This is a genomic window from Enterobacter sp. ECC-249, assembly GCF_043965265.1.
Classification (GTDB): Bacteria; Pseudomonadota; Gammaproteobacteria; order Enterobacterales; family Enterobacteriaceae; genus Enterobacter; species Enterobacter quasiroggenkampii.
Window position 1 is genome coordinate 3377276 of record NZ_CP143660.1, and the last position, 23651, is coordinate 3400926.

25 protein-coding genes are annotated in these 23651 nt (G+C 52.4%); 7 read left to right on the top strand and 18 right to left on the bottom strand.

Translation table 11 applies throughout. The annotated features are described in order from the left end of the window. Positions 1-175 precede the first annotated feature (175 nt). Positions 176-1441 carry a dicarboxylate/amino acid:cation symporter gene (locus V1587_RS16175; protein WP_033145875.1) on the top strand — a complete coding sequence of 422 codons (1266 nt, stop codon included), beginning with the start codon at positions 176-178 and terminating at the stop codon, positions 1439-1441. 96 nt (positions 1442-1537) lie between these two features. On the opposite strand, the gene cheW is transcribed toward V1587_RS16175, so the two are convergent. From cheW to flhD, 6 genes are all read right to left on the bottom strand, one after another. After that, positions 1538-2041: a chemotaxis protein CheW gene (cheW, locus tag V1587_RS16180; RefSeq protein WP_008500420.1), complete on the bottom strand. Its 504-nt coding sequence runs from the start codon at positions 2039-2041 to the stop codon at positions 1538-1540. Positions 2042-2060: 19 nt separating this feature from the next. Further along, complete coding sequence (gene cheA / locus V1587_RS16185; protein ID WP_371898702.1) at positions 2061-4097, bottom strand: chemotaxis protein CheA; 2037 nt, start codon at positions 4095-4097, stop codon at positions 2061-2063. A 4-nt stretch (positions 4098-4101) separates the two neighbouring features. Beyond that, complete coding sequence (gene motB / locus V1587_RS16190; protein WP_032658606.1) at positions 4102-5031, bottom strand: flagellar motor protein MotB; 930 nt, start codon at positions 5029-5031, stop codon at positions 4102-4104. Continuing rightward, entirely contained in the window at positions 5028-5915 is an 888-nt protein-coding gene (gene motA / locus V1587_RS16195; RefSeq protein ID WP_008500417.1) for a flagellar motor stator protein MotA, read from the bottom strand. The genes motB and motA overlap by 4 nt, the downstream gene beginning before the upstream one ends. 123 nt (positions 5916-6038) lie before the next feature. Continuing rightward, positions 6039-6617, bottom strand: coding sequence for a flagellar transcriptional regulator FlhC (gene flhC / locus V1587_RS16200; protein WP_013096051.1), 579 nt, complete (start codon positions 6615-6617; stop codon positions 6039-6041). A gap of 2 nt (positions 6618-6619) precedes the next feature. Then, positions 6620-6970, bottom strand: coding sequence for a flagellar transcriptional regulator FlhD (flhD, locus tag V1587_RS16205; RefSeq protein ID WP_008500415.1), 351 nt, complete (start codon positions 6968-6970; stop codon positions 6620-6622). 795 nt (positions 6971-7765) lie between these two features. On the opposite strand from flhD, the gene uspC reads away from it, so the two are divergent. After that, positions 7766-8194 (top strand): universal stress protein UspC, encoded by a 429-nt coding sequence (gene uspC, locus V1587_RS16210; RefSeq protein ID WP_371898703.1) that lies wholly within the window; start codon positions 7766-7768, stop codon positions 8192-8194. A 15-nt stretch (positions 8195-8209) separates the two neighbouring features. On the opposite strand, the gene otsA is transcribed toward uspC, so the two are convergent. The 5 genes from otsA to araF form a co-directional block, all read right to left on the bottom strand. Beyond that, on the bottom strand, positions 8210-9634 hold the full coding sequence (otsA, locus tag V1587_RS16215) for an alpha,alpha-trehalose-phosphate synthase (protein WP_371898704.1): 1425 nt from the start codon (positions 9632-9634) through the stop codon (positions 8210-8212). Continuing rightward, complete coding sequence (gene otsB, locus V1587_RS16220; RefSeq protein ID WP_371898705.1) at positions 9609-10412, bottom strand: trehalose-phosphatase; 804 nt, start codon at positions 10410-10412, stop codon at positions 9609-9611. The genes otsA and otsB overlap by 26 nt, the downstream gene beginning before the upstream one ends. Before the next feature lie 176 nt (positions 10413-10588). Next, positions 10589-11578, bottom strand: coding sequence for an L-arabinose ABC transporter permease AraH (gene araH / locus V1587_RS16225; protein ID WP_371898706.1), 990 nt, complete (start codon positions 11576-11578; stop codon positions 10589-10591). Between the two features lie 11 nt (positions 11579-11589). After that, entirely contained in the window at positions 11590-13104 is a 1515-nt protein-coding gene (gene araG, locus V1587_RS16230) for an L-arabinose ABC transporter ATP-binding protein AraG (protein WP_371898707.1), read from the bottom strand. Positions 13105-13175: 71 nt separating this feature from the next. Continuing rightward, positions 13176-14165 (bottom strand): arabinose ABC transporter substrate-binding protein AraF, encoded by a 990-nt coding sequence (gene araF, locus V1587_RS16235; RefSeq protein WP_008500409.1) that lies wholly within the window; start codon positions 14163-14165, stop codon positions 13176-13178. Positions 14166-14952: 787 nt separating this feature from the next. Here araF and V1587_RS16240 point away from each other — a divergent pair. Next, the gene (locus tag V1587_RS16240) at positions 14953-15456 is read left to right on the top strand and encodes a non-heme ferritin-like protein (RefSeq protein ID WP_371898708.1); all 504 of its coding nucleotides are present in this window, start codon (positions 14953-14955) and stop codon (positions 15454-15456) included. A gap of 156 nt (positions 15457-15612) precedes the next feature. Then, positions 15613-16956, top strand: coding sequence for an anaerobic C4-dicarboxylate transporter (locus tag V1587_RS16245; protein ID WP_371898709.1), 1344 nt, complete (start codon positions 15613-15615; stop codon positions 16954-16956). Positions 16957-16998: 42 nt separating this feature from the next. Here V1587_RS16245 and V1587_RS16250 read toward each other — a convergent pair whose 3' ends face one another. Together V1587_RS16250 and azuC are read right to left on the bottom strand one after the other, a co-directional pair. After that, the gene (locus V1587_RS16250; RefSeq protein WP_008500405.1) at positions 16999-17250 is read right to left on the bottom strand and encodes a DUF2766 family protein; all 252 of its coding nucleotides are present in this window, start codon (positions 17248-17250) and stop codon (positions 16999-17001) included. 107 nt (positions 17251-17357) lie between these two features. Further along, positions 17358-17441 carry a stress response protein AzuC gene (gene azuC, locus V1587_RS16255; RefSeq protein ID WP_014884364.1) on the bottom strand — a complete coding sequence of 28 codons (84 nt, stop codon included), beginning with the start codon at positions 17439-17441 and terminating at the stop codon, positions 17358-17360. Positions 17442-17673: 232 nt separating this feature from the next. Here azuC and yecR point away from each other — a divergent pair, with 232 nt between their 5' ends. Both yecR and ftnA read left to right on the top strand, forming a co-directional pair. Further along, on the top strand, positions 17674-18012 hold the full coding sequence (gene yecR, locus V1587_RS16260; RefSeq protein WP_371898710.1) for a YecR family lipoprotein: 339 nt from the start codon (positions 17674-17676) through the stop codon (positions 18010-18012). 203 nt (positions 18013-18215) lie between these two features. Then, complete coding sequence (ftnA, locus tag V1587_RS16265; protein ID WP_014884366.1) at positions 18216-18713, top strand: non-heme ferritin; 498 nt, start codon at positions 18216-18218, stop codon at positions 18711-18713. Positions 18714-18749: 36 nt separating this feature from the next. On the opposite strand, the gene V1587_RS16270 is transcribed toward ftnA, so the two are convergent. Further along, on the bottom strand, positions 18750-19091 hold the full coding sequence (locus V1587_RS16270; protein WP_371898711.1) for a hypothetical protein: 342 nt from the start codon (positions 19089-19091) through the stop codon (positions 18750-18752). Positions 19092-19320: 229 nt separating this feature from the next. Between V1587_RS16270 and tyrP the strand changes: the two genes are divergently transcribed. Beyond that, positions 19321-20532, top strand: coding sequence for a tyrosine transporter TyrP (gene tyrP / locus V1587_RS16275; protein ID WP_371898712.1), 1212 nt, complete (start codon positions 19321-19323; stop codon positions 20530-20532). A 120-nt stretch (positions 20533-20652) separates the two neighbouring features. Here the strand turns inward: tyrP and V1587_RS16280 are convergent, their stop codons facing one another. From V1587_RS16280 to V1587_RS16295, 4 genes are all read right to left on the bottom strand, one after another. Then, a complete protein-coding gene (locus tag V1587_RS16280; protein WP_371898713.1) occupies positions 20653-22026 on the bottom strand; it encodes a hypothetical protein in 1374 nt (457 codons plus the stop codon). Further along, complete coding sequence (locus tag V1587_RS16285) at positions 22026-22283, bottom strand: PAAR domain-containing protein (RefSeq protein WP_395314417.1); 258 nt, start codon at positions 22281-22283, stop codon at positions 22026-22028. The genes V1587_RS16280 and V1587_RS16285 overlap by 1 nt, the downstream gene beginning before the upstream one ends. 10 nt (positions 22284-22293) lie before the next feature. Then, positions 22294-22953: a hypothetical protein gene (locus V1587_RS16290; RefSeq protein ID WP_371898715.1), complete on the bottom strand. Its 660-nt coding sequence runs from the start codon at positions 22951-22953 to the stop codon at positions 22294-22296. Between the two features lie 185 nt (positions 22954-23138). Next, entirely contained in the window at positions 23139-23648 is a 510-nt protein-coding gene (locus V1587_RS16295) for a hypothetical protein (protein WP_395314418.1), read from the bottom strand. Between the last annotated feature and the right edge of the window lie 3 nt (positions 23649-23651).

Consider the following 23651-nt stretch of genomic DNA (forward strand, 5'->3'; position numbering starts at 1 on the left):
GGCGATCACAATATATCGTCAGGGTAATAACAACAAAATTAATAAAACTTAAAAAGGAGTTGTATCCCCCTACGCTTTGCGTCAATTTATGTGCCGAATAATTTCCCGCGTCGTAATAAAAAATTTATATGTATCGCCGCGGGCTACATCTGAAGCGCATAGAGGGTCTTTTTTCGTGGCAAGTGCAAACAAACTCACACTCTTCATCGTGATATTCATGCTGGCGGGTATTCTTTCAGGGGCAGCAATTCATGAATATGCATCTGCGGATGCCATCAAAGCCTGGTCGGATAATATTACCCTTCTGACCGATATTTTCCTCCGACTGATCAAAATGGTCATTGCACCGTTGGTCTTTAGTACGCTCACCGTCGGCATTATGAAGCTGGGCGAAACCTCTACCATTGGACGCGTTGGCGGCAAAGCGATGGTGTGGTTTATCAGCTCATCCGTGCTCTCTATTCTGGTTGGCCTGTTTATCGTCACGCTGGAGCATCCGGGAAGCGGTCTGAACCTGACGGTCCCTACCGAGGCGGTAGATACCGGTCTGGCCGTGGGCGGCATGACGCTGAAAGCGTTCCTGTCACACACCATTCCAACCAGCATCGCGGGGGCAATGTCGAACAATGAGATCCTGCAGATTGTGGTGTTCTCAATGTTCTTCGGCATTGGCGGCGCGTCGCTGGGGCAGAAATTCAACGCCCCGCTGGTGGCCGCGCTGGACGTGGTTTCCCATATTATGCTGAAGGTCACGGGTTATGTGATGTACGTGGCTCCGCTGGCCATTTTCGCGGCAATCTCATCGGTCATCGCCACGCAGGGTCTGGGCATTCTGCTGAACTACGCCTCCTTTATTGGCGGCTACTATGTTGCCATTCTTCTCACCTGCATGGTGCTGCTGGCCGTGGGTTACATGGTGCTGAAAAAAGAGGTGTTCCGCCTGGTCAGCATGCTCAAGGATCCGGTCCTGGTGGCGTTTACCACCAGCAGTTCTGAAGCGGCCTACCCTAAAACGCTGGAGCAGCTGGAGCGTTTTGGCTGCTCGCGCAACATCGCCTCTTTCGTTCTGCCGATTGGCTACTCCTTCAACCTGGTGGGGTCGATGGTGTACTGCTCTTTCGCCTCGATGTTTATCGCACAGGCGTACAACATTCACCTGAGCTTCTCTGAAGTGACGGTGCTGATGCTGACCCTGATGCTGGCCTCCAAGGGGATTGCGGGCGTGCCGCGCTCCTCGCTGGTGGTGCTGGCCGCGACGATCCCAAGCTTTAACATTCCGGTGGCAGGTATTCTGCTGCTGATGGGTATCGACCACTTCCTGGATATGGGCCGTTCCGCGATTAACGTGTTGGGGAATGGTATTGCGACCGCGATGCTGTCGCAGAATGAAGGCGCGCGGGAAGCGGAAGCTGAAGCTGAGCTGGTAAAGCAGGAAGCGTAAGGGTATGAAAAAGCCGGGTGGCGGCTTCGCCTTACCCGGCCTACAAATGGCTCGAACACGTAGGCCGGGTAAGCGTCAGCGCCACCCGGCTTTGTTTTAGGCTACATGACTCGCGGCGATATCCAGCAGCGCCATCTCATCGCTGTTCAGCAGCTTCTCAATGTTCACCAGAATCAGCATACGCTCGCCGAGCGCGCCCAGACCGGTCAGGTATTCGGTCGACAGCGTGACCGCAAACTCCGGCGCAGGGCGAATTTGATCAGAGGTCAGGGAAAGCACATCAGATACGCCATCCACCACGATACCGACCACGCGCTGCCCCAGGTTGAGAACGATCACCACGGTGTTGTCGTTATAGTCAACGTCGCCCTGGCTGAACTTCACGCGCAGGTCCACGATGGGCACAATAACGCCACGCAGGTTGGTGACACCTTTAATAAAAGCAGGCGTGTTAGCGATGCGGGTAACCTGGTCGTAACCACGGATTTCCTGCACTTTCAGGATATCGATGCCGTACTCCTCATCGCCTAAAGTGAATACCAGGAATTCCTGCCCTGATGGCTCGCCCGCCAGTTTCGTTACATTACTCATACCGGTCATGTTATTACCTTCTACTTAATCAGGCGGCTGTGTACGCCACACGTTGTTCACGATTTAATCCCTGAAGCGCCGACACGTCGACGATCAGCGCCACGCTACCATCACCCAGAATGGTGGCGGCAGAAATACCCGGCACTTTGCGGTAGTTGCTTTCGAGGTTCTTCACTACCACCTGGTGCTGACCAATCAGCTGATCGACCAGCAGCGCGTAGCGGCGGCCCGCGCTTTGCAGGATCACAACGATGCCCTGCGTGGCCTCGGTCTTCGCCCCGTCCACTTCGAACACTTTCCACAGTTCCACCAGCGGCAGGTATTCACCGCGCACTTCAAGCACGCGCTCGCCGCCCGCCAGCGGATGCAGATCTTCTTCACGCGGCTGCAGGGATTCCATCACGGCGTTCAGCGGCAGGATAAAGACTTCGTCCGCCACTTTGACCGACATGCCGTCGAGGATTGCCAGCGTCAGCGGCAGCAGGATGCGAATGGTAGTGCCGGAACCCTGTTTAGACTGGATCTCAACGTGGCCGCCCATCTCCTGGATGTTACGTTTCACCACGTCCATGCCTACGCCGCGCCCGGAGACGTCGGTCACCTGCTCAGCGGTAGAGAAGCCCGGCGCGAAGATGAGCATGCCCACTTCTTCGTCGGTCATGTTTTCATTGACCGCCATCCCCTGCGAAATGGCTTTTGCCAGGATGCGCTCGCGGTTAAGACCGGCGCCGTCATCGGTCACTTCGATGCAGATGTTCCCGCCCTGGTGTTCCGCAGAGAGGATCAGGTTGCCGACCGGGGATTTTCCGGCGGCAATGCGGTTTTCCGGCAGTTCGATACCGTGGTCGAGGCTGTTACGCACCAGGTGCGTTAACGGGTCAATAATGCGCTCGATCAGGCTCTTATCCAGCTCGGTTGAGCTGCCCATCAGGGTCAGTTCAATCTGTTTATTCAGCTTGCTGGCAAGGTCGCGGACCAGGCGCGGGAAGCGGCTGAAGACATATTCCATCGGCATCATACGGATGGACATGACCGATTCCTGCAGGTCGCGGGCGTTACGCTGCAGCTGGCCCATGCTGGTAATCAGATCGCCGTGGGTGACAGGGTCCAGCTCGTTAGAACGCTGCGCCAGCATCGACTGGGTGATCACCAGCTCGCCAACCAGGTTAATAAGCTGGTCGACCTTCTCAACGGCAACGCGGATACTGGTTGACTCGCTGGAGCGCGCGGCAGGTTTCTCACCACGGCCAGGCGCAGCGGCCTCTTTTGGCACTGCCTTCAGCGCCGGGGCCGCAGGGGCCACAGCCGGTGCGGCGGCCTGAGCGACAACGGCCACCTCTTCCGCAGCGGCAGGGGCGTCAACCGCAGCCGTTTCGGTTTCGAAGGCGATCTGGTCAGCTTCAATCACAAAGCACAGAACCGCCACGATATCGTCCTGGCCAATGCCGTCATCAAGCGTCGCGGCCAGGCTGTCTTTGCCTTTTACCACGTTGCTTAATTTCGCCAGGTTACCCAGCTCTTCTTCCAGCAGGTTAACTTCATTCTCTTTCAGGCGAGACAGCACAACGCGCAGTTTGCCCGCTTGTGCAGCGGCTGGCGCGGCCTCGTCGGCAGCAACCGCATCGACAACGCTCAGTTTCGCCGCAGGGACAACGGCTACAGCGACCTCACCTTTTGCTTCCAGGGCGAGCTGGCGCAGCGCATTGCAGATGTATTCAAAGCTGGCGGCATCAGGCTCTGCCGAACTTTTATAGGCGTCGAGCTGTTCCTGCATAATATCTTTGGTTTCCAAAAACAGGTTGATAATGTCGGTATTGAGCTGCATCTCACCGCGTCGTGCGTCATCAAGCAGGTTTTCCATTAAATGGGTCGTTTCCTGCAGGATGGTAAATCCAAACGTTCCGGCTCCGCCTTTAATAGAATGCGCCGCACGGAAGATGGCATTGAGCTGCTCGGAATCCGGTGCTTCGGGCACCAGATCGAGCAAGTGTTGCTCCATATCGGCCAACAATTCGTCGGCTTCATCAAAGAATGTCTGGTAAAAATCGCTAATATCCATGCTCACGCTATCACCTCGGATTGGCTGGTGGCGATGTTGGAACGGCAGCCGAAGGAACGGCCCCAGGCTGTTTTAAATCGTCCAGTGACTCATTCTGACTTTCGGCGTTTTCATGCAGGATGGCCTGCTCCGCCTGCTGGTTCAGCACTAGAAGACTGATACGACGGTTGATGGCATCATCCGGCCCGCGGTCGGAAACGCGCATGGTTGCGGCCATGCCGACTACGCGCAGTACCTTGCCATCATCAAGCCCACCTACCACCAGCTCGCGACGCGAGGCGTTGGCACGATCGGCAGAAAGTTCCCAGTTGCTGTATCCCTTCTCCCCACTGGCGTACGGGAAATCGTCCGTGTGTCCTGACAGGCTGATTCGGTTAGGAATGCCGTTCAGCACAGGTGCAATAGCACGCAGAATATCGCGCATGTACGGTTCAACTTCCGCACTCCCGGTTTTAAACATCGGGCGGTTCTGGCTGTCGATAATCTGAATACGCAGGCCTTCCTGCACCAGGTCGATCTTCAGATGCGGTCGCAGCGCGCGCAGCTTAGGATCCGCTTCAATCAGCTGGTCAAGATCGCCACGCAGTTTCTTCAGGCGCGCCTGTTCCATCTTTCTCTTCAGCTCGTCGATGTTCGGCTCTTTTTTCACCTCACCCTTCTGCTGGGTGTAATCATCGCCGCCGCCCGGAATCGGGCTTTCGCTGTTAGAGATACGCGGCCCACCGGCCACCGCCGTTGCCAGCGGCGTGCGGAAATACTCGGCAATCTGGATCAGTTCTTTTGGGCTGGAGATGGAGATCAGCCACATCACCAGAAAGAACGCCATCATTGCGGTCATAAAATCGGCGTACGCAATTTTCCACGAGCCGTGCGCGCCATGCCCACCGCCCTTGTGCTTGCGTTTTTTTACGATGACGATCGGATGGGACTGGTTTTTCATGCGTCCTCAGTTGTCGTCTGTTGGTTTGGGTTTTTCACCGCACGCACGTGTTCTTCAAGCTCGATAAACGACGGACGCTCGCTGGAGTAAAGCGTTTTACGGCCAAACTCAACCGCGATCGGTGGCGCATAACCGTTGAGGTTAGAGAGCAGCGTGATTTTCACGCACTGCATCATTTTGGTGGTTTCCGCGCTCTTCTGGCGCAGTACGCTTGCCAGCGGGGAGATAAAGCCATACGCCAGCAAAATACCGAGGAAAGTCCCCACCATCGCATGGGCAATCAGCGCGCCGAGCTCGGCTGCCGGACGGTCTGCCGAGGCCAGGGCGTGAACCACTCCCATTACCGCAGCAACGATACCGAATGCCGGAAGCGAGTCGCCGACCAGCGCCAGGCTGTTGGCCGGCACTTCAGATTCGCTTTCATGGGTTTCGATCTCTTCGTCCATCAGCGCTTCGATTTCGAAGGTGTTCATGTTGCCGCTGATGATCAGTCGCAGATAATCGACGATGAAGTCCAGCATCATGGCATCGGCAAGAATGCGCGGATAGCTGGCAAAAATCTCGCTCTCTTTCGGGTTTTCAATATCCCGTTCAAGCGAGAACATCCCCTGCTGACGCGACTTCGCCATCAGGCGATAGAGCAGTGCCAGCAGATCCATATACATGCTTTTGGTGTATTTTGAGCGACGGAACAGCAACGGAATCGCTTTCAGCGTGCCCTTGATCGATTTACCGTTGTTGCCAACGATAAAAGCCCCTACCCCTGCGCCGCCGATGATAATAAGTTCAGCCGGTTGATAGAGTGCTCCAAGGTGCCCGCCGGTCATCATGTAACCGCCGAAAACTGTACCGAGAACTACCAGGTAACCTAATAAGATAAGCACGACATCATCCTTCCGCTAGTGACTATGGCAAGGACGTCCAGCTCGCAGCGTTTACCGTTTGCGGGGTAAAAAAAAGCAGCGGTAATTGCTTACCGCTGCTGGAATCTTTCCCACACGTTCGGGTTAAACAGCTTGTTCGATCTGTTCATCCAGCAGTTGTGGAATAATATCGGCAGCATCCCGGGAAAGTTTACGTCTTTTTACTGCTCGGGATGGAGGCTGACATAAACTACAGGCGAAGCTGCCTGCAGGCTGATGAGCATGGGTAATAAAATTGCCGTCGCAGCAGTTGCAGCGCGACAGTTCAAGCATTCCGCTCTCAACAAAACGCACCAGCGTCCATGCGCGGGTCAGCGCCAGCAGAGGGCCTTCTTCCTGCTGTGGGCATTGTTCAAGGTAAAGTTTGTACGCTTTGATCACGGCATCAACGCCGCTACACAAACCGGTTTTCAGAAGATACTGCCAGGCATTACAGAACATGGAAGCGTGAATATTCTGCTCCCACGTCATAAACCAGTCGGTAGAAAACGGCAGCATGCCTTTCGGCGGGGGACTACCACGTAACTCTTTGTACAGCTTGATGAGACGACCACGGCTCAACTGAGTCTCGCTTTCCAGCATTTGTAAACGAGCACCCAGTGTAATCAGCTCCATGGCTAACTGTATGTCACGCGCTTCCTGAACAATGCTTTTCTCGCTCATTGCTAGGCCCTTTTCTTGCGGGCTACGTCATCAGGCTGGCTGATTTCGTTAAGCAAGCGAGTGGAAAGAAGAATACCGGTATGGATCTGTTGAAGATCGTCTACACGGGACTCCTGCGTCAGACGCGTTATTGTCTGCGAATCATCGAAACGGAACTGGCAAACCAGTTGATTCGTTTCAGCCAGTTTAACCATCTGCGGGAGGGTTAAACCGCCCAGCATGGTTGCCATCTCTTCGTTAATACCCAGACGAAACATCGCGGACGCCTTGTCCTGACTAATCAAACGCTGCGCGAGCAGTAAATACGACAAATTGATGTCATAGATATGTTTTAGCAACTCGGATGTATGCATTGTTCCCATCCCGAATAACCAACTATTATTTTTATGCGGAAAGACCGCACCCCGTGATGTCGCCGGGAAATCACCCGGTATAAAAAAGAAAAGGCTAAATGCATAGTTGAATTTAGGTTTGTATTCATTGAAACCCGTAAGAGAGAAACCGCGAATGCGTCTCTTACATGTTTTATCATTTCTTACAAATAACTAAGATTTTTCCTAATTCGACGCAAACTCTACTCGTCAGTTTTGCCACATACAATCCAGCCACCCTCAAATTTAAAAAAAATGTGATCCACGTCACACAATTTAAGTGAATATGACCCATAAATCCATCAGTATGACTTGTAATTTGTTCAATTTTTAACCAATCAGTACTGTTTTGTATTCTTAATTGACGAATACTCATGCAGACGGGCGATCCGAACTGGCATGCAACGTGCTTTTACCGTCGTAAGCGCCGTGCGGAAACATTTACAGCAACCCCCTCTCCAGGAAACATTTTTCTTACCGTGAAAAAACATATAGTTATGCAGATAGCACAAGAAAGATGTTTCAGGGGGTGATCATTCGAAATGATTTTGTAACGTGGAAAAACGATTTAACAGTGAAAGCGTGAATTTGTGTGATTTACGTTAAGTTGTTAATTTTTTTCATTTAGGCGCATTTTTCAGTTATTCTTCTTATAAGAATAATTAATGAATAATTATGATAAGCTTCACACTAATGTCGTAATCAGCTCTTGCAGAACCAGGGAATTCGCGGTAAAGGTGATCAAACGCTGTCTTTCAGACCCCCAAGGAGTGCGCCATGAGTTACTCCCATCTACTTGTTTCTGTTGCCGTTTCCCCAGAAAGCCATCAGCTCGTCGCCCGGGCGGTTTCGATTGCCAGACCCCACAATGCCCGCATCAGCCTCATCACGCTTGCCGCCGAACCGGAGATGTATAATCAGCTGGCCGCCCCTATGCTGGAGGATATTCGTGAGGTACTTCAGGAGGAAACGCAGCAGTTTCTGCGCGAGCTGGTAGAAAAGGCACACTATCCTGTCTTTGAAACCGTTATTGCGACAGGAGAACTTAATGCCCATATTCTCGATATGTGTCGTAAACAGAATATTGATTTAGTGATATGCGGGAATCATAACCACAGCTTTTTATCGCGCGCGGCCTGCGCGGCGAAATCTATTGTCGCGTCAAGCCAGGTTGATGTCCTGCTAGTGCCGCTTGGGGGGCGTTAACCCCCCGGGGAAATATCAGGCCAGTTTAGGGAAGGTTGCGATCTTTTTTTGTAAATCGCCTTCTTGGCTTTGCGGGGCGATATCGCGGAGATCCTGAATAAAACGCGCCTGCCAGTGGTTAATATCGTTTTTCCGGATCGTCTCCATCATTTCAGCATGGCGGGAAATACGCTCCGTGAGCGGCATGGTCAGCGCGCGGTTCAGCGCATTAGCCACATCATCGCGATCGTAAGGGTTCACAATAAGCGCCGACGTGAGCTCATTTGCAGCTCCGGCAAACTGGGAAAGCACCAGAACACCCGGGTCGGCAGGATCCTGGGCCGCCACATACTCTTTCGCCACCAGATTCATCCCGTCGCGCAGCGGCGTGACCAGCCCAACGTCCGCATAGCGGAAGACCTTCATCAGGATCTTACGGTCAAAATGCTGATTCAGGTAAAACAGCGGCGTCCAGCCCAGCTGGCCGTAGCGGCCATTAATGCGCCCTGCTTCTGTCTCCAGCTGGTGGCGAATGTCCTGATAAGCCTGCACCTCACCGCGCGACGTCGGGGCGATCTGGGTATAGCGAATTTTCCCGTGATGCTGCGGGTATTTATCCAGCAGCGTTTCGTATGCCAGGAAGCGCTCCGGAAGCCCTTTGGAATAATCAAGACGCTCAACCGAGAAGATATTTTTCACGTGCTTGAGTTCATTCTTAAGCTGAGCCAGCTTCGGCGGCAGCGGGCCAGAGGCCTGCTCCGCGATTTCGTCAGGTTCAATTCCTATTGGATACACTTCGGTGTGGAACGTTTTTCCCCACGCCGTATGGGTTTTCCCGCCTTTGGTCACCAGACGCGCCTTCCCTGACACGGAGTCAAGGAATGCCAGTCGGTCATTTTCCGTCTGGAAGCCCAGCAAGTCGTAGTCGCACAGCGCCTCCAGCAGCTCTTCATGCGGCGGCAGCGCGGTAAAAATTTCCGGCGTCGGGAACGGAATGTGGAGGAAGAAACCAATCCGGTTATTCACCCCTCTTTTTCGCAGCTCGCGCGCGAAGGGCAGCAGGTGATAATCGTGGATCCATAAAATATCGTCTTCTTCTATTAATGGCAGCAGTTTATCCGCCAGTAGCGCATTCACGCGCGAGTAGCCTTCGAAAGATTCACGCTGAAATTTGACCAGGTCAAGACGATAGTGAAACGCAGGCCACAGGACGGCATTCGAGAACTGCGAGTAATACTCGTCGTAGTCTTTCTCTTTCAATGCAAATGAAGCCCACGTAATGTTTCCGCGCGTCACCTTTTTAAGCGGCTTCTCCTCTTCACTGATTTCCCCACTCCAGCCAAACCACAGCCCGCCAGCGGCTTTTAAGGCACCTAACACCCCTACCGCCAGGCCACCCGCACTGGCTTTTTTATCATCAGGCGGTGCGATTCGGTTAGAGACGACGACTAAGCGACCCATAATGGTTTCCCCCTTTGTTTTGCGCTATTTGTTGTTGTTGCTGGTTAGCGATATCAGATACCCACTGCCAGACGCTGGCGACATCCGCCAGCCGCCATTCGGCGACAGTGTCACCAGGCCCTACCTTAACGGCGATCCCTCCGGCCTGATTAACCACACGGAACCCGGCCTCGTCGGTCAGGTCATCCCCAAAGAAAACAGGCGTCCGGCCCTTGAAAGGTGCCTCCGCCATAAATGCGGCGATGGCTGCGCCTTTATTAATCCCCTTCGGCTTTAATTCCACCACGCATTTGCCCGGCTGCAGCGCCAGCTGTGGATGTGCTTGCGCAACCTTCTGCGCAAGCGCAAGCACGGCAGCTTCATGCTGCGGCGCCTGGCGATAATGCAGGGCAAAGGCCATCCCTTTGGCTTCCAGCTCGGTGCCAGGCAGGCCTGCCAGCGCAGCAGAGAGCTGCTTCTGGAGCGTTTGCGTGAGTGCGTCGGGGAGTGAAACGATATGCGTTTGATCATGGATGTCGCGGCGCTCCGCTCCGTGTACACCGGCCAGCGGAAAGTGGTAAGGACTGGCGAGCAGATCCAGCTCGGCCATTGAGCGCCCTGATATCAATGCCAGTGCTCCCTCGTTCATGAGCGAGAGCTGATGCAAATCCTGTAACACCGCCTCCGGAATAGACACCTGATCGGGGTGCGGTTTTATCCCGGCGAGCGTGCCGTCGAGATCAAAAAAGAAAGCATAGTGTCCGGGCAGTACAGGCGGTGCGGTTAACATGTCAGCCACCCTTTTCCTCCTTACGGTTTACGAGAGGTAAACGCCTTTACCTCTTTCATAGCCATGTAAGTATAGACAGTGTGACGTGGCTCGCCATTTGACAACCGCCCCGCCAGTATTACTGGCGGGGCGGTTCGGGGGTCAACTATGGTTATAAGTTGAGCAATAAAAGACGGGAAAAAGGATTACACGGTACGCTTCGCTTTTTGCTTGTAACGGTCGAAAATCACGGCTGCGAGCAGGATCAGACCACGAACCACGTACTGAGAGAACGGCGAAATATTCAGCAGGTTCATGGCGTTCTCCACCGTCCCTAAAATCAGGATACCGGCCACCACATATGAGATTTTTCCGATGCCGCCCTTGAGGGAAACGCCCCCTAACACGCAGGCTGAAATGACGATCAGCTCATAACCGATAGAGGTCATTGGCTGGCCGCTGGTCATACGCGACGCCAGAATAATCCCCGCGGCGGCAGAAACCAGCCCTGAGAGCACAAAGATAATAATCTTGGTGCGTACGACCGGCACCCCAGCCAGACGGGCGGCCTCTTCGTTACCGCCGATCGCCAGCGTATTACGGCCAAAGGTGGTCCGGTTGAGCAGGAAGCCGAACAGGATCAGGCAGGCCACGGTCAGCCAGATTGGCGCAGGCAGCCCAAGCCAGTTGGCGTAACCCAGCGTAAAGAAGCGCTCGTCTTCAATCCCCACCGCTTTACCGTCGGAGATAATATAGGCCAGCCCGCGGACAATTTGCATCGTCGCAAGCGTGGTGATCAGGGCGTTAATCTTCAGGCGGGCGATAACAAAACCGTTCACCAGACCGCTGATGACGCCGAGTAGCAGACCGGCAAAAACGCCAATCCACAGGCTCTCCGTCATGTTGATCACCACGGCCGTCGTAACGCCTGCGCAGGCAATCACCGACGCCACCGACAGGTCAAAATCACCGGAGGCCAGGCAGAACAGCATCCCGCAGGCCACCATCCCGGACATAGAAATGGCCAGCCCCAGCCCCTTCATATTTATAAAGGTGGCAAAATTAGGGACAAAGATCGCGCAGGCGAGGAACAGCGCGGCAAACACTACCAGCATGCCGTACTGGTCCCAGATACGCCCAACGCTCAACGCCGACTTCGACTTCGGCACTCCGGATGTAGTAACAGAGGACATCATTAACTCCTTACTCAGGCGACAGCCTGGCTGACTTTAGGCATGGCGAGGTTCAACGCCTGTTGTTCATTCGCCTGTTCATGAAGTAATTCACCGGCAATTTCGCCTTCACGCATCACCACAATGCGGTCGGCCACGCCCAGCACCTCCGGCAGATCGCTGGAGGCGAAGAGCACCGCCACGCCGCGTTTTGCCAGCTCATAGATCACGTTATAAATCTCGTGTTTTGCCCCCACGTCGATACCGCGCGTCGGCTCGTCCAGCAAAATGACCTTCATATCCTCCGACAGCCAGCGGCCCAGAATGGCCTTCTGCTGGTTTCCGCCGGAAAGATTCATGATCAGCTGTTCCGGACCCGGCGTTTTGATATTCAGCGAGCGAATATGGTGGTCGGCGTTGCTCGACTCCCAGCTGTCGTTTATCAGGCAGCCTGCGCGAATAAACTTGCGGCGGGCGGAAATATTGATGTTGTCGCGCACCGAGTGCACCGGAATAATGCCCTCCGCTTTCCGGTCTTCCGGGCAGAGCATCATGCCCGCCCTGATTGCGTGGGCCGGTTTCTGGATATCTACCCGTTCGCCGTCAATGGAGACCTGCCCATCGGTAATACGGGTACCGCCGAACAGACCTTTCATCAATTCGCTACGCCCCGCGCCCACCAGGCCAAACAGGCCGACGATTTCACCGCTGCGTACGGATAACGAAATCGGCGTTCTGACGCCTGGCGCTTTTACGCTATCCAGGCGCAGGCGTTCCGGTCCGTACTGGCGCGGCTGCCAGTGATAGATATCACCCAGATCGCGTCCGACCATCGCCTGGACCAGCTGGTCATGGTTCACCTGCGCCATGTCGGTAAAGGTGCGCACATAGCGTCCATCTTTAAATACGGTGATGGCATCGCTCAGGGCAAATATCTCTTCCATGCGGTGCGAAACGTACAGAATCGTACGCCCTTCCTGACGCAATTCGCGGATCACGCGGAACAGATTTTCGATTTCACGCTTCGAGAGCGAACTGGTGGGTTCATCGAAGGCAATAATTCTGGCGTTACGCGCCAGCGCCTTGGCAATTTCGACCATCTGCCACTGGCCGATGGAGAGATATTTCAGCGGCGTCTGGGGATCGACGTCCAGACCCAGGTGTTTAAGCTGCAGCCCCGCTTCATAATTAAGTAGCGAACGATTCACCACGCCGCCTTTGTGCGGGAGCTGTCCTAGATAGATGTTTTCCGCCACGGTCATCTCAGGGATGAGGTGCAGCTCCTGATAAATAATGGCTACCCCGGCATTGAGCGCCGCCGTGGTATCGGCAAAAGCGACCTCTTCGCCGCGGATCGCCAGCGCACCGGTCGTGGGCGAGTAGTTGCCGCTGAGGATTTTCAGCAGCGTGGATTTTCCCGCACCGTTTTCCCCCATCAGGGCATGGACCTGGCCGGCATAGCAGTCGAAGCTGATATCGGTCAGCGCGTTAACACCGGGGAAGGTTTTCCCGATGCCGCGAAAAGAGAGATACGGATCAGACTGTTGCATAACGTCTCCGTGATTCCTGTAATGTGTACGTCAGGCCCCTCACTAAGGATGAGGGGCACAATCACCGCGTATTACTTCCCGCCCAGTCCTTTTTTCGCCAGCTCCTCTTTGAAGTTGTCGCGGGTGATCAGCACCACGTCGGTCACTTCGGTAAATTTCGGCGGTTCAGCCCCTTTGGTGACCCAGTTGTAGAGCATCTCGCTGGATTTGTAGCCGTGAACGTCCGGGCTTGGCAGCAGTGAGCCGTAGAAGCCGGTTGCCTGCGCTTTGGACAGCTCGCTGACGGCGTCAACGCCGTTGATGCCAATTCCGATCACGTCAGGCGCTTTGAAGCCCTGACCTTCCGTCGCGCGCACCCCGCCCAGCACGGTGTTGTCGTTCATACCGACCACCAGCCAGTGTTTGACTTCTGGATGCTGTACCAGCATTGAGTTCGCGGCGTCGAAAGCGCCCGGGATATCGTTGGATTTGGTTGGGACCTTGTAGATCTGTTTTTCCGGGAAGCCGGCTGCTTTCAGCGCGTCCATTGACCCGGTCGTACGACGACGTGCCGTGTCCAGCTCATCCGCCGTAATGGCCATCACCGCGGTCTCTTTGACATCCCAGCCGCGCTTTTGCATCTCTTTATAGAGTTCCTGGCCCTGACGTTCGCCGATTTTGGTCGCCGCCATCATCACCAGCGGGACGCTGTCCATCGGCTTGCCTTTGGCGTTAACGAACTGGTCGTCAACGGCGATGACCTTCATGTCATAGCCCCGGGCCTTGGCCGCGATGGCCGAGCCCAGCTTTGGATCCGGCGTGCAGATCACAAAACCTTTCGCGCCGCTGGCCGCCAGGCTGTCGATGGCGTTAAGGGTTTTCTCACCGTCAGGCACGGCGATTTTAATCACTTCAAAACCTAAATCTTTCCCGGCCTTATCGGCGAATTTCCACTCCGTCTGGAACCAGGGCTCTTCGGGCTGTTTTACCAAAAAACCGAGTTTTAAATTCTCAGCGATAGCGGATTGTGACATAACGGCAGCCAGACCGATGGCCGCCAGCGCTTTAGTAAATTTGTGCATGGTAAACTCCAGCTTTAGCGTTCTTTTCTGTAGGGAATATGTGCGTGCTTCTTATTTAATCGGACTTAAAACAAGGCATTAGCGCTTACCTCGTCATAAGCGTTATTGCTGGTGATAGTTTTAGCGGGAAATTAATCATCCATAAGAGAGCCCCATCACACCGCAGAATTACAGTAATTGCGTACATAAATTCAGCGAAAAATGACATAAAAAAGGCAGGATATGTCAGACAAATGAAACAAGGGTAAGCAGGATTATCCATAAGATTAGCTAAGATATCCCTGATGGCCTGTAACAGGCGTGAGGAAGCCAGACGTCAGAAAGCTGCAGCATGTTTCTCATCAAAAACGCAGCACGTCCTGAGCATTATTTATTTTGTAGAATTTGATTTAGCGCAATTTTATTACTGCATCATATATTTGAAATAATTAATCCGTAATTCATTCTTTTATGGAGGATTATTCCAGCTTAATATTTCCAAAAGAGTAACAGTATATCTCTTCAACAAAAACCATTGATTATCAATAAATTAATGAATGAGCAATCGATGGAGAGCAAATTGTATTTATGTACTATATTAAAGTTTGTAATGTATGGTAAACACAGCCTATTTAAGAGTTTTCTTAGACCACAGACAAGGGTATGCTTATTTATATCGAACACAGGAAGTGAATTTCGGTCGACTTCGTTTACTGCAGAAAGCGTATTTCTGCTCTTTTCTTCGTATTTGCCTGGCGCTCAGGTTAAGCAACGGACATCACGTCCCACAGTCAATAAGGATATGAGTATGGCTACCCAAACGATGATGCAAAAACTTAACGCGCAGATGAACCTTGAGTTCTACGCCTCGAACCTGCACCTTCATTTAAGTGCCTGGTGTGCCGAGAATAGTCTCACGGGGTCTGCCACCTTCTTTCGCTCTCAGGCGCAAAGTAACGTCACCCATATGATGCGTGTCTTTAACTTCCTGAAGGCCTCAGGGGCAAATCCTGTCGTTAAAGCCCTTGATGGGATCAATGAAAACTACTCTTGCCTGGAAGAACTGTTTCAGAAAACGCTTGAAGAGTACGAACAGCGCTGCAGCACGCTCAACAAACTGGCTGATGAAGCCAAAGCGCAGCAGGATATTACGACGCTCAGATTCTTACGCGATATGGACAAAGAACAGCAGCAGGATGGCCTGCTGCTGAAGACGCTGGCGGATGAGATCCATAATGCGCAGCAGGCAGGTTTATGTCCCGAGCAGACCGACCGTCACCTGCTCGACATTGTGGCGGTGCAGCACCACTGAGTTTTTGGCCTGCTCCCATCCGGGGAAGCAGGCTCTCTCCCTATCTCCAACCTTCTGCTTTTGCTGAAATTTAACAAATCAGATCTGGCTCCCAATGATTAACCACACAACGTGTGATGATTTATTTAGTTACATAATCATTGACGAGGGAGCATCATGATCACCATTGAGTTTGTTGTCATACTCCTCTGCCTGCTGACGGGTACGCGTTTCGGCGGTATGGGGCTTGGGTTAATTAGCGGTATTGGTCTTTTTATTTTATGTTTTGTCTTTGGTATGCAACCGGGTAAGCCGCCGGTAGACGTTATGCTGACCATCCTCGCGGTGATTGGCTGTGCCGCTACGCTGCAAACTGCGGGCGGCCTCAACGTCATGATGCAGTTTGCTGAACGTTTGCTGCGCAGGCACCCGCAGCACATCACCCTGCTCGCCCCTTTCACCACCTGGATGCTGACCTTTCTGTGCGGCACCGGGCATGTGGTCTACACCATGTTCCCCATCATTGCGGATATCGCCCTAAAAAAAGGGATCCGCCCCGAGCGCCCCATGGCCGTGGCATCGGTCGCGTCGCAGATGGCGATTACGGCATCCCCCGTTTCCGTTGCCGTGGTGTCCCTGGTGTCCATCCTGGCGGCCCAGCATGGTATCGGTCACGCGTGGGGGATCCTGGAAATTCTCGCCGTGTCGGTTCCCGCTTCGCTTTTTGGCGTGGCCATTGCGGCCCTGTGGAGCTTACGCCGTGGGAAAGATTTGGCTGACGACGTGGAGTTTCAGGAAAAGCTGAAAGATCCTAAGCAGCACGAATTTATCTACGGCGGTACGGAGACGTTAATGAATCAGCGTTTCCCAAAGCAGGCCTACTGGTCCACGTGGATTTTCTTTGCGGGAATTGCCGTGGTCGTTCTGCTGGGCGCCTTCCCTGAACTGCGCCCCGCCTTTGAGCTGAAAGGCAAAATGACGGCGCTTTCGATGAACCTTGTCATTCAGATGATGATGTTAATTGCGGGCGCCGTGATGCTGATGGCCTGTAAGGTCAATGCATCCGCGATTTCCAACGGCGCGGTGTTCAAAGCCGGTATGGTCGCGATCTTCTCGGTATTTGGCGTGGCGTGGATGAGCGATACCTTTTTCCAGGCACATCTCGACGAGTTAAAGCTGGCGCTGGAAGGCGTTGTGAAAAGCCACCCGTGGACGTATGCCATTGTGCTGTTTCTGGTATCAAAACTGGTGAACAGCCAGGCGGCTGCGCTGACGGCCGTTGCGCCTATGGGGCTGATGCTCGGCATCGATCCGAAAATGCTGATCGCCTTTTTCCCGGCGTCATACGGCTATTTTGTTCTGCCGACCTATCCAAGTGATTTGGCCTGCATCGGCTTTGACCGTTCAGGCACCACCCGCATCGGCAAATTTATCATCAACCACAGCTTCATTCTGCCAGGGCTGATTGGGGTAAGCTGCGCGTGCGCGGCGAGCTACCTGCTGGTCCAGACGTTCTTCTAACCGCATTAAAGGGCGACTCATGCCGTCGCCCATTTCCCTGCTTCAGTGGGACTCACCCTGCGGCGTGAATCGCAGTTCAATCAGCGCAATGGCTTTCTGGATCGCACGAAGCGTAACCGGGTCAGCGGCAGCGGGATGGCTGGCGAAATCGATGTTTTTCAGCTGAGTAGACATCTTCTCGCGCACTTCAACCGGCGCGATTACGTCAAGAACATCAAGGATTTGTTTGATAACCAGCTGACAGGCAACAACGTCAGAGACCAGTTCCTGATCGGCGCTCAGGTTTTGTGACATGGGGTTTCTCCTTATTTAAAGGCCGCCATAGTAGCAAAACACGCCCCCTGACATCTTCCCTTCATCGCCTGCAGGTACAAAAAAACCCGCCGAAGCAGGTTTTTTTATCAGAACATGGCGCCTGGCGGCACGTCTTTGAACGTGCGGCAGTAATTGGCCCACATGCTTTTCAGGATTTTGCGCAGTTTCACGATGATGCTCCATTAACTTGTTATACAACTTTATCGTCAACGTGCTTATAATATGACCACCATCACAAAAATCAATATTTTTGTGACTAACATCACATTTTATCGCGAATGGCCTGATAGCGCTCACCACTGACCCGTTGCGAAGAGTGAGGGCAGATTGTCCGGCTATTCCAGCCATTGCAGCGGGCATCTGCGGGTACGATAACGTATTTCCATCCACTCAGAGCGAACCATGAAAAGAGTCATTGTAGCCGGCACACTCCTGCTGCTCGCGGGATGTACTATTAACCGCCAGGCTGAAGTCAGCAGCCTCGACGCGCCGAACGGCATCGTCCGCCTCGACTACGGCCAGGCTGCGCTGCAAAATGCGTATTCCGATGAGTATGTGAATAACGGCACGGCGGCAAAAGCGTGTCAGAGCATGGGGTATGCCACCGCCTCAGCCTATGGTCAGCCCATTAAAACCTGCACCCTGACGAGCGGCTCTTTGTGCCTGAACGAAAGCGTGACTATCCAGTATAAATGTATGGGTTACGCCGTTAACCCTAAGTCAACTAATCCCTGGTATTAATCGAAGCTGCCAGCGTGTGCTGGCAGTTTATTTCATCAAGAACAAAAATAATTCTCATTAATAAATTATAAAAATTGCCAATGCGTTTTATTCCCATTCGTATTTTAAATAAATAAAATAATAATTTACGTTTTGCATATAATTAAATAACAAATTATAGTGTCGCTCATCGTGAACCAGAAATAATAACCCGGAGCGTCACCATGCTGAAAACTGAAATGATCGACAAGCTCAACGCGCAAATGAACCTCGAGCTTTTTTCATCCCTCCTCTACCAGCAGATGAGCGCCTGGTGCAGCTACCACAGTTTCGAAGGCGCTGCCGCGTTTCTGCGTCGTCACGCTCAGGAAGAGATGACCCACATGCAGCGTCTGTTTGATTATCTGACCGATACGGGCAGCCTGCCGCGCATTGAAACCGTGGCATCACCGTTTGCAGAGTATAATTCTCTCGATGAACTGTTTCGCGCCACTTACGAGCACGAGCAGCTGATCACGCAGAAAATTAACGAACTGGTTCATGCGGCGATGACCAGCCAGGATTATCCAACCTTTAATTTCCTGCAGTGGTACGTTGCGGAACAACACGAAGAAGAGAAGCTGTTTAAATCCGTGCTGGATAAATTATCTCTTGTGGGCAAATCCGGCGAAGGTCTTTACTTTATTGATAAAGAACTCTCCACGCTTGATACGCAGAATTAATTTCAGCGCGGTGCCGGTTTCCGGCACCGCGTTAATTTACATACACCCCGCACAGCTGGTGCAACGCCAGTCATGGGGATTCACGGCCTGGTAAAAATAGCGGTAGCTGGACGTCTCCAGCGGAATACCCACCTCGAAGAACATATCCGTTAACCAGTCGACATTCTCGACAATCCACTCATCTTCCTGTAAGCCTTGCGCAAAGGTTTCATCTTCAGGATCAATAACCGAATAGATCCCCCAGGTGCCCATATCCTTTTCGCGGCGGGACTCGGGAAGGTTCAGGGGTTGGTTCTGCCAGCTGATTATCCAGTGACCATGGCACAACAGGTTACCTCCCCGACTCCATGCCGCGGTAAAGGGATTCTCCCCCGCCATAAAACCCTCACTTTATTTGATAATTTATATTTATTGTTTACGTTACGCCGGAATGTCGCGCAGCAACATTGCCCTTATGAGGTAGACATAAGCTTAAAAAGGATCTCAGGGCTATTAATCCGTAAATCATTCATTACAGCACTTGTAACGGTGATTTGACGAGTTGCGGCTTTTCCCTTACTCTGCGCCGCAGATTTTGTCGCGGTTAAGAAGCGTTGTAGAGGAAAGCGTGAAAAACAGAACCCTGGGAAGTATTTTTATCGTCGCCGGAACGACAATTGGCGCAGGAATGCTGGCAATGCCCCTGGCTGCTGCGGGCGTGGGATTTGGAATGACCCTCCTGCTGCTGGGTACGCTCTGGGCGCTGATGTGCTACACCGCACTGTTGCTGCTTGAGGTTTACCAGCACGTGCCCGCCGACACCGGTCTGGGTTCGCTTGCGGCGCGCTATCTTGGACGCTACGGCCAGTGGATAACCGGCTTTAGCATGATGTTCCTGATGTACGCCCTGACCGCCGCCTATATCAGCGGCGCCGGGGAGCTCATCGCCTCCAGCATCAACGACTGGTTTGGCTCTGACATTAGCCCAGCGACGGGGGCTATCTTCTTTGCGCTCATCGGCGGCGGCGTGGTCTGCGTGGGCACATCGCTGGTCGATCTGTTTAACCGTTTTCTGTTCAGCGCCAAAATTCTCTTCCTGATAGTCATGCTGGTGCTGCTGGCGCCGCACGTGCATAAGGTCAACCTGCTGACGCTGCCGCTGGAAAAAGGACTCGCGCTTTCCGCCATCCCGGTCATTTTCACCTCCTTTGGCTTCCACGGCAGCGTGCCGAGCATCGTCAGCTATATGAACGGCGATATCCGCAAGCTGCGCCGCGTCTTTGTGATCGGCAGCGCGATCCCGCTGATCGCCTATATTTTCTGGCAGCTGGTGACCCTGGGCAGCATTGACTCTTCAACCTTTATTGGGCTGATGGCGCAACACGCTGGTCTGAATGGTTTTCTGCTGGCACTGCGCGAGGTTGTCACCTCCCCGCACGTAGAGCTGGCGGTGCACCTGTTTGCCGACCTGGCGCTGGCAACCTCGTTCCTGGGCGTGGCGCTCGGCCTGTTTGATTACCTTGCCGACCTGTTCCAGCGCCGCAATACCGCGGCCGGACGTTTACAGACGGGCGCAATTACCTTCCTGCCGCCGCTGGCGTTCGCGCTGTTTTATCCACGCGGGTTTGTGATGGCGCTGGGCTATGCGGGGGTGGCGCTCTCGATCCTTGCTCTCCTCCTCCCTTCCCTGCTGGCGTGGAAAAGCCGCCAGCAGCATCCGCAGCAGGGTTACCGCGTGGCGGGAGGAAAACCGCTGCTGTGCGTTGTGTTTGGCTGTGGGGTGGTGATTATTCTGGTGCAGGTGTTGATTGCAGCCGGGATGCTGCCGGAAGTGGGTTAAAAAAGGGTTTAAGGGGAAACTACCCGCTTTCATAGGGATCGATTCCCCTTTTAAAAATCCCTTATATCCTGATCATAACAATCCATTATGCTGTCGTTAAAATCATTGGTTCATTCATCATCACATCCCCATGTGCTCATAAGCTTTGTCACCATAATACCAGGTAAACAATGCCCCCATCCCAATGAATAATCCTATTACCAGAACAGCCATTAAAGTTATAAACCAGCCGGATAACGTTTTGCCGTCGTCACCAGCGCTGGCAATGCTTAACATCAATCCAAAAAAGAACATCAGACCGCCGATCCCGCCAACTTCCCACGGCAACGTATATCTTTTTTCTTCGGGATAATCTGGTTGGCAGGTTAACCGGGAGGATAGCGCGGCCATGGCAAAATGGTTCTGTTCGGACACGGCCACAAGCTGATCGCCCTGCCCGTACATAACCGCATCAGCGGCCAGCGTCAGCATCAGCCACTGATAACCGGCAGAGCCCTCACCGAGCGATGCTTCAAGCTCCAGCCTGTCAGGCACCACTTTGTTCTCATCCAGCACTTCCAGCAGCGGATACTTCTCTGTGCGGGATAACCCGGTATACCAGAGTTGTTTAGGCTTGCTGATGGTTTCTGTCCTCAGGTACACGGGCACTTTGCTTTCTACGTCTGTGACACCCGTCATCGGCTGATAAAAATAAACCGGTTTTTCTCCTTCTGTTTTGACGTAGTCGTTCGTGAAGAGAAGTGCCGTAACATTTTCCATCTGTTTAGACGCTTCTTCGTCAGAATGCAGATCGACACAGATAAGCAGCCGTTCTACGACGTAGCTTTTCGCCAGCTTTATCCATTCCGTGACTTGCGTATAGTCCGGGCATTCAGGTAAAAAAGTGATTTTCTTTGTCGCGATCGCCGAACGTTTTAGCACGCGCCGGAGCTCATCGCTACAGGCTTCATCCCCGCCTCGAACCCACACCAGCACTTCTATCTGCTGGTACCGAGAAAGTTTCCCAGCCATGGGCTCCAGAACGCGGGATATTGCCTGCCCGGCCCTCGTGAAATGGAAAGATTCTTCCAACTCGATTTTCAACGGCATTTTAGCGGCCAGCGGAAACTCTCCCTCAAGTTTCAGCATTCTCAATGCCAGTTCCTTTGTTGCCTTTGGTGGAGTGAGTACCGACCAGCCTGCAAGGGTAATGTTCCCCCTGGCGAAGCTGACAACCTTGTATTCCTGCCGGGCGGCAATCAGCAGCCTCGTTTCCATGTAATGCCTCATGACGTGATACCCGATAGAACACACCTGAACGAACCCCGTCAGAAAAACAACTGGAATAACCACGGACTGGGCAAGAAAATCGAGATTGACATGTTTATTACCCGGCCAGGTGACAGCCCGGACGGCCAGGCAGATAACCAAGACGACCACATATAAGAGACATATCCACCAATAGGGATATTTCTCGTCAAATTCATTCTGTTTTGAGAATAACCACCAGTTCATCAAACAGCCCCCGCAGTGGGGAGCGTGGTGCGAATGGCACAGCCGCACACCGCTTTACAGCCATCCACGACCACGCCGCGGCCGTTCATCGTCCAGGTCGGGTGGCATTCGTTGATAGGGAACGTTCCTTTATGCTCAGGGCACATAACCAGATCGTTTTTCAGGGCCACAGGTTTTTCCATAAAGTCCGCGCCGGACGCTTTAATCACTTTTCCACCGCTCATCAGCGGATCGTTCAGTCGAATTACACCGTTCATGGTTATGTCCTTATTTACCTACGGTACCCATCCCAAATGGAATGATGAAAATCTGCACTGGAATGGTCACAGCATCAAGGAGAATAGTCACAGGATAAAGCAACATTAAAGCATATGAACTGAGAGGCGTGTGCTCAGTATACTTTTTCATAGCCAATATTACTGGTTTTTGTAAGTGGATAATATTTTGTTCTTCAACTCTCACAGGCTTCTGATTGTAATCACCAGATAACTCACTGATTTCAAAAACACATTCATTCATCTCATTTAATTGGCAATTTGTGTTAGAAAGCAATTCATTAGTTTTATCCAAGTTTTTAAATGAATAAACAAAATTTACTTTCCCATAAACTTTTGTATAATTACCTTCGTCACTCAAAATAAACCCACCATTTTGCCTTAATGATAAGTTATCAACATTCATCAAAGATGAAGATAGAAGTGTTTTCAACCTATCCGAATCATCAAACACCAGAAAAGAGCTATTCACCCCACCCAGTTGAATATAATAAGGGGAGTTTCTATCAATATAAACATCAGTTATTGTATCAGATAAGACTTTTTCTGTGCTATATTTACTATCTTTAATGGCATTTGATAAGCTAATTGTAAAACAACCAGTTAAATTAAAAGCAAAGAAAACAACAAAAATCATTCTTAATATATTCATAACTAACGACCTTCATCCATGTTGCACTGCATATGATCCCCACCGGTGTAGCCTTTCACTTCCGGCACTTTGTCGGGCAGGTCCTGATAATTGGCCTCACGGCACATAACCTTTTCCTGTAAACCTTCCTTCGTAAAATACCCCTCCCAGGACCATCCTGGGGCATCTGGAGTAATTTCATCCATTTAACCAGTGTCTAAACGATATTGAATCCCCGGTCCGCCCGGCAAAATTCGCGGATCATTAAACGGTTTTGACGACATATACAGCCGGTGTTTGGTCTGTAAAAAACCCTGGTCATTAATGACGGTGAAGGAAAGAACGTCCTCATAAGGCGCGTAACCATCGCCGTTAGGTTCATTTTCCCCTGGTGCAAATTGTGCAAGTTTCCATGTTCGACCATAATCCTTCGAGACCCTAAAGCCATCATCCCCCCAAATAGGGATAGACATATATTTTTCTGAAGGATGAATAAGTTTACGGGTGAAGATCCTATAAAACTGTAAATAAACTTGAGAATGGATAGCCCTTTGCGTATCGGTGTACCAGAGTTCTCCTTCGCAGTCCCAGCCTTTCAGTTCCAGATAGCGGTGATCATCAAAACGATAAACTACTTGGGTAGGCGGTTCTGAAGCCTTACAAGTCGCCGCAAATAAAACAGCAGTAGTAATAATCCCTACATATAACCCTTTCATGAG

Coding starts and splice junctions, on each gene's coding strand:
- cheW (WP_008500420.1), bottom strand. CDS start 2,041: ATGACCGGTATGAGTAATGTAACGAAACTGGCGGGCGAGCCATCAGGG.
- motB (WP_032658606.1), bottom strand. CDS start 5,031: ATGAAAAACCAGTCCCATCCGATCGTCATCGTAAAAAAACGCAAGCAC.
- flhC (WP_013096051.1), bottom strand. CDS start 6,617: ATGAGCGAGAAAAGCATTGTTCAGGAAGCGCGTGACATACAGTTAGCC.
- flhD (WP_008500415.1), bottom strand. CDS start 6,970: ATGCATACATCCGAGTTGCTAAAACATATCTATGACATCAATTTGTCG.
- uspC (WP_371898703.1), top strand. CDS start 7,766: ATGAGTTACTCCCATCTACTTGTTTCTGTTGCCGTTTCCCCAGAAAGC.
- otsA (WP_371898704.1), bottom strand. CDS start 9,634: ATGGGTCGCTTAGTCGTCGTCTCTAACCGAATCGCACCGCCTGATGAT.
- araH (WP_371898706.1), bottom strand. CDS start 11,578: ATGATGTCCTCTGTTACTACATCCGGAGTGCCGAAGTCGAAGTCGGCG.
- araG (WP_371898707.1), bottom strand. CDS start 13,104: ATGCAACAGTCTGATCCGTATCTCTCTTTTCGCGGCATCGGGAAAACC.
- araF (WP_008500409.1), bottom strand. CDS start 14,165: ATGCACAAATTTACTAAAGCGCTGGCGGCCATCGGTCTGGCTGCCGTT.
- V1587_RS16240 (WP_371898708.1), top strand. CDS start 14,953: ATGGCTACCCAAACGATGATGCAAAAACTTAACGCGCAGATGAACCTT.
- V1587_RS16245 (WP_371898709.1), top strand. CDS start 15,613: ATGATCACCATTGAGTTTGTTGTCATACTCCTCTGCCTGCTGACGGGT.
- V1587_RS16250 (WP_008500405.1), bottom strand. CDS start 17,250: ATGTCACAAAACCTGAGCGCCGATCAGGAACTGGTCTCTGACGTTGTT.
- yecR (WP_371898710.1), top strand. CDS start 17,674: ATGAAAAGAGTCATTGTAGCCGGCACACTCCTGCTGCTCGCGGGATGT.
- ftnA (WP_014884366.1), top strand. CDS start 18,216: ATGCTGAAAACTGAAATGATCGACAAGCTCAACGCGCAAATGAACCTC.
- V1587_RS16270 (WP_371898711.1), bottom strand. CDS start 19,091: ATGGCGGGGGAGAATCCCTTTACCGCGGCATGGAGTCGGGGAGGTAAC.
- V1587_RS16280 (WP_371898713.1), bottom strand. CDS start 22,026: ATGAACTGGTGGTTATTCTCAAAACAGAATGAATTTGACGAGAAATAT.
- V1587_RS16285 (WP_395314417.1), bottom strand. CDS start 22,283: ATGAACGGTGTAATTCGACTGAACGATCCGCTGATGAGCGGTGGAAAA.
- V1587_RS16290 (WP_371898715.1), bottom strand. CDS start 22,953: ATGAATATATTAAGAATGATTTTTGTTGTTTTCTTTGCTTTTAATTTA.
- V1587_RS16295 (WP_395314418.1), bottom strand. CDS start 23,648: ATGAAAGGGTTATATGTAGGGATTATTACTACTGCTGTTTTATTTGCG.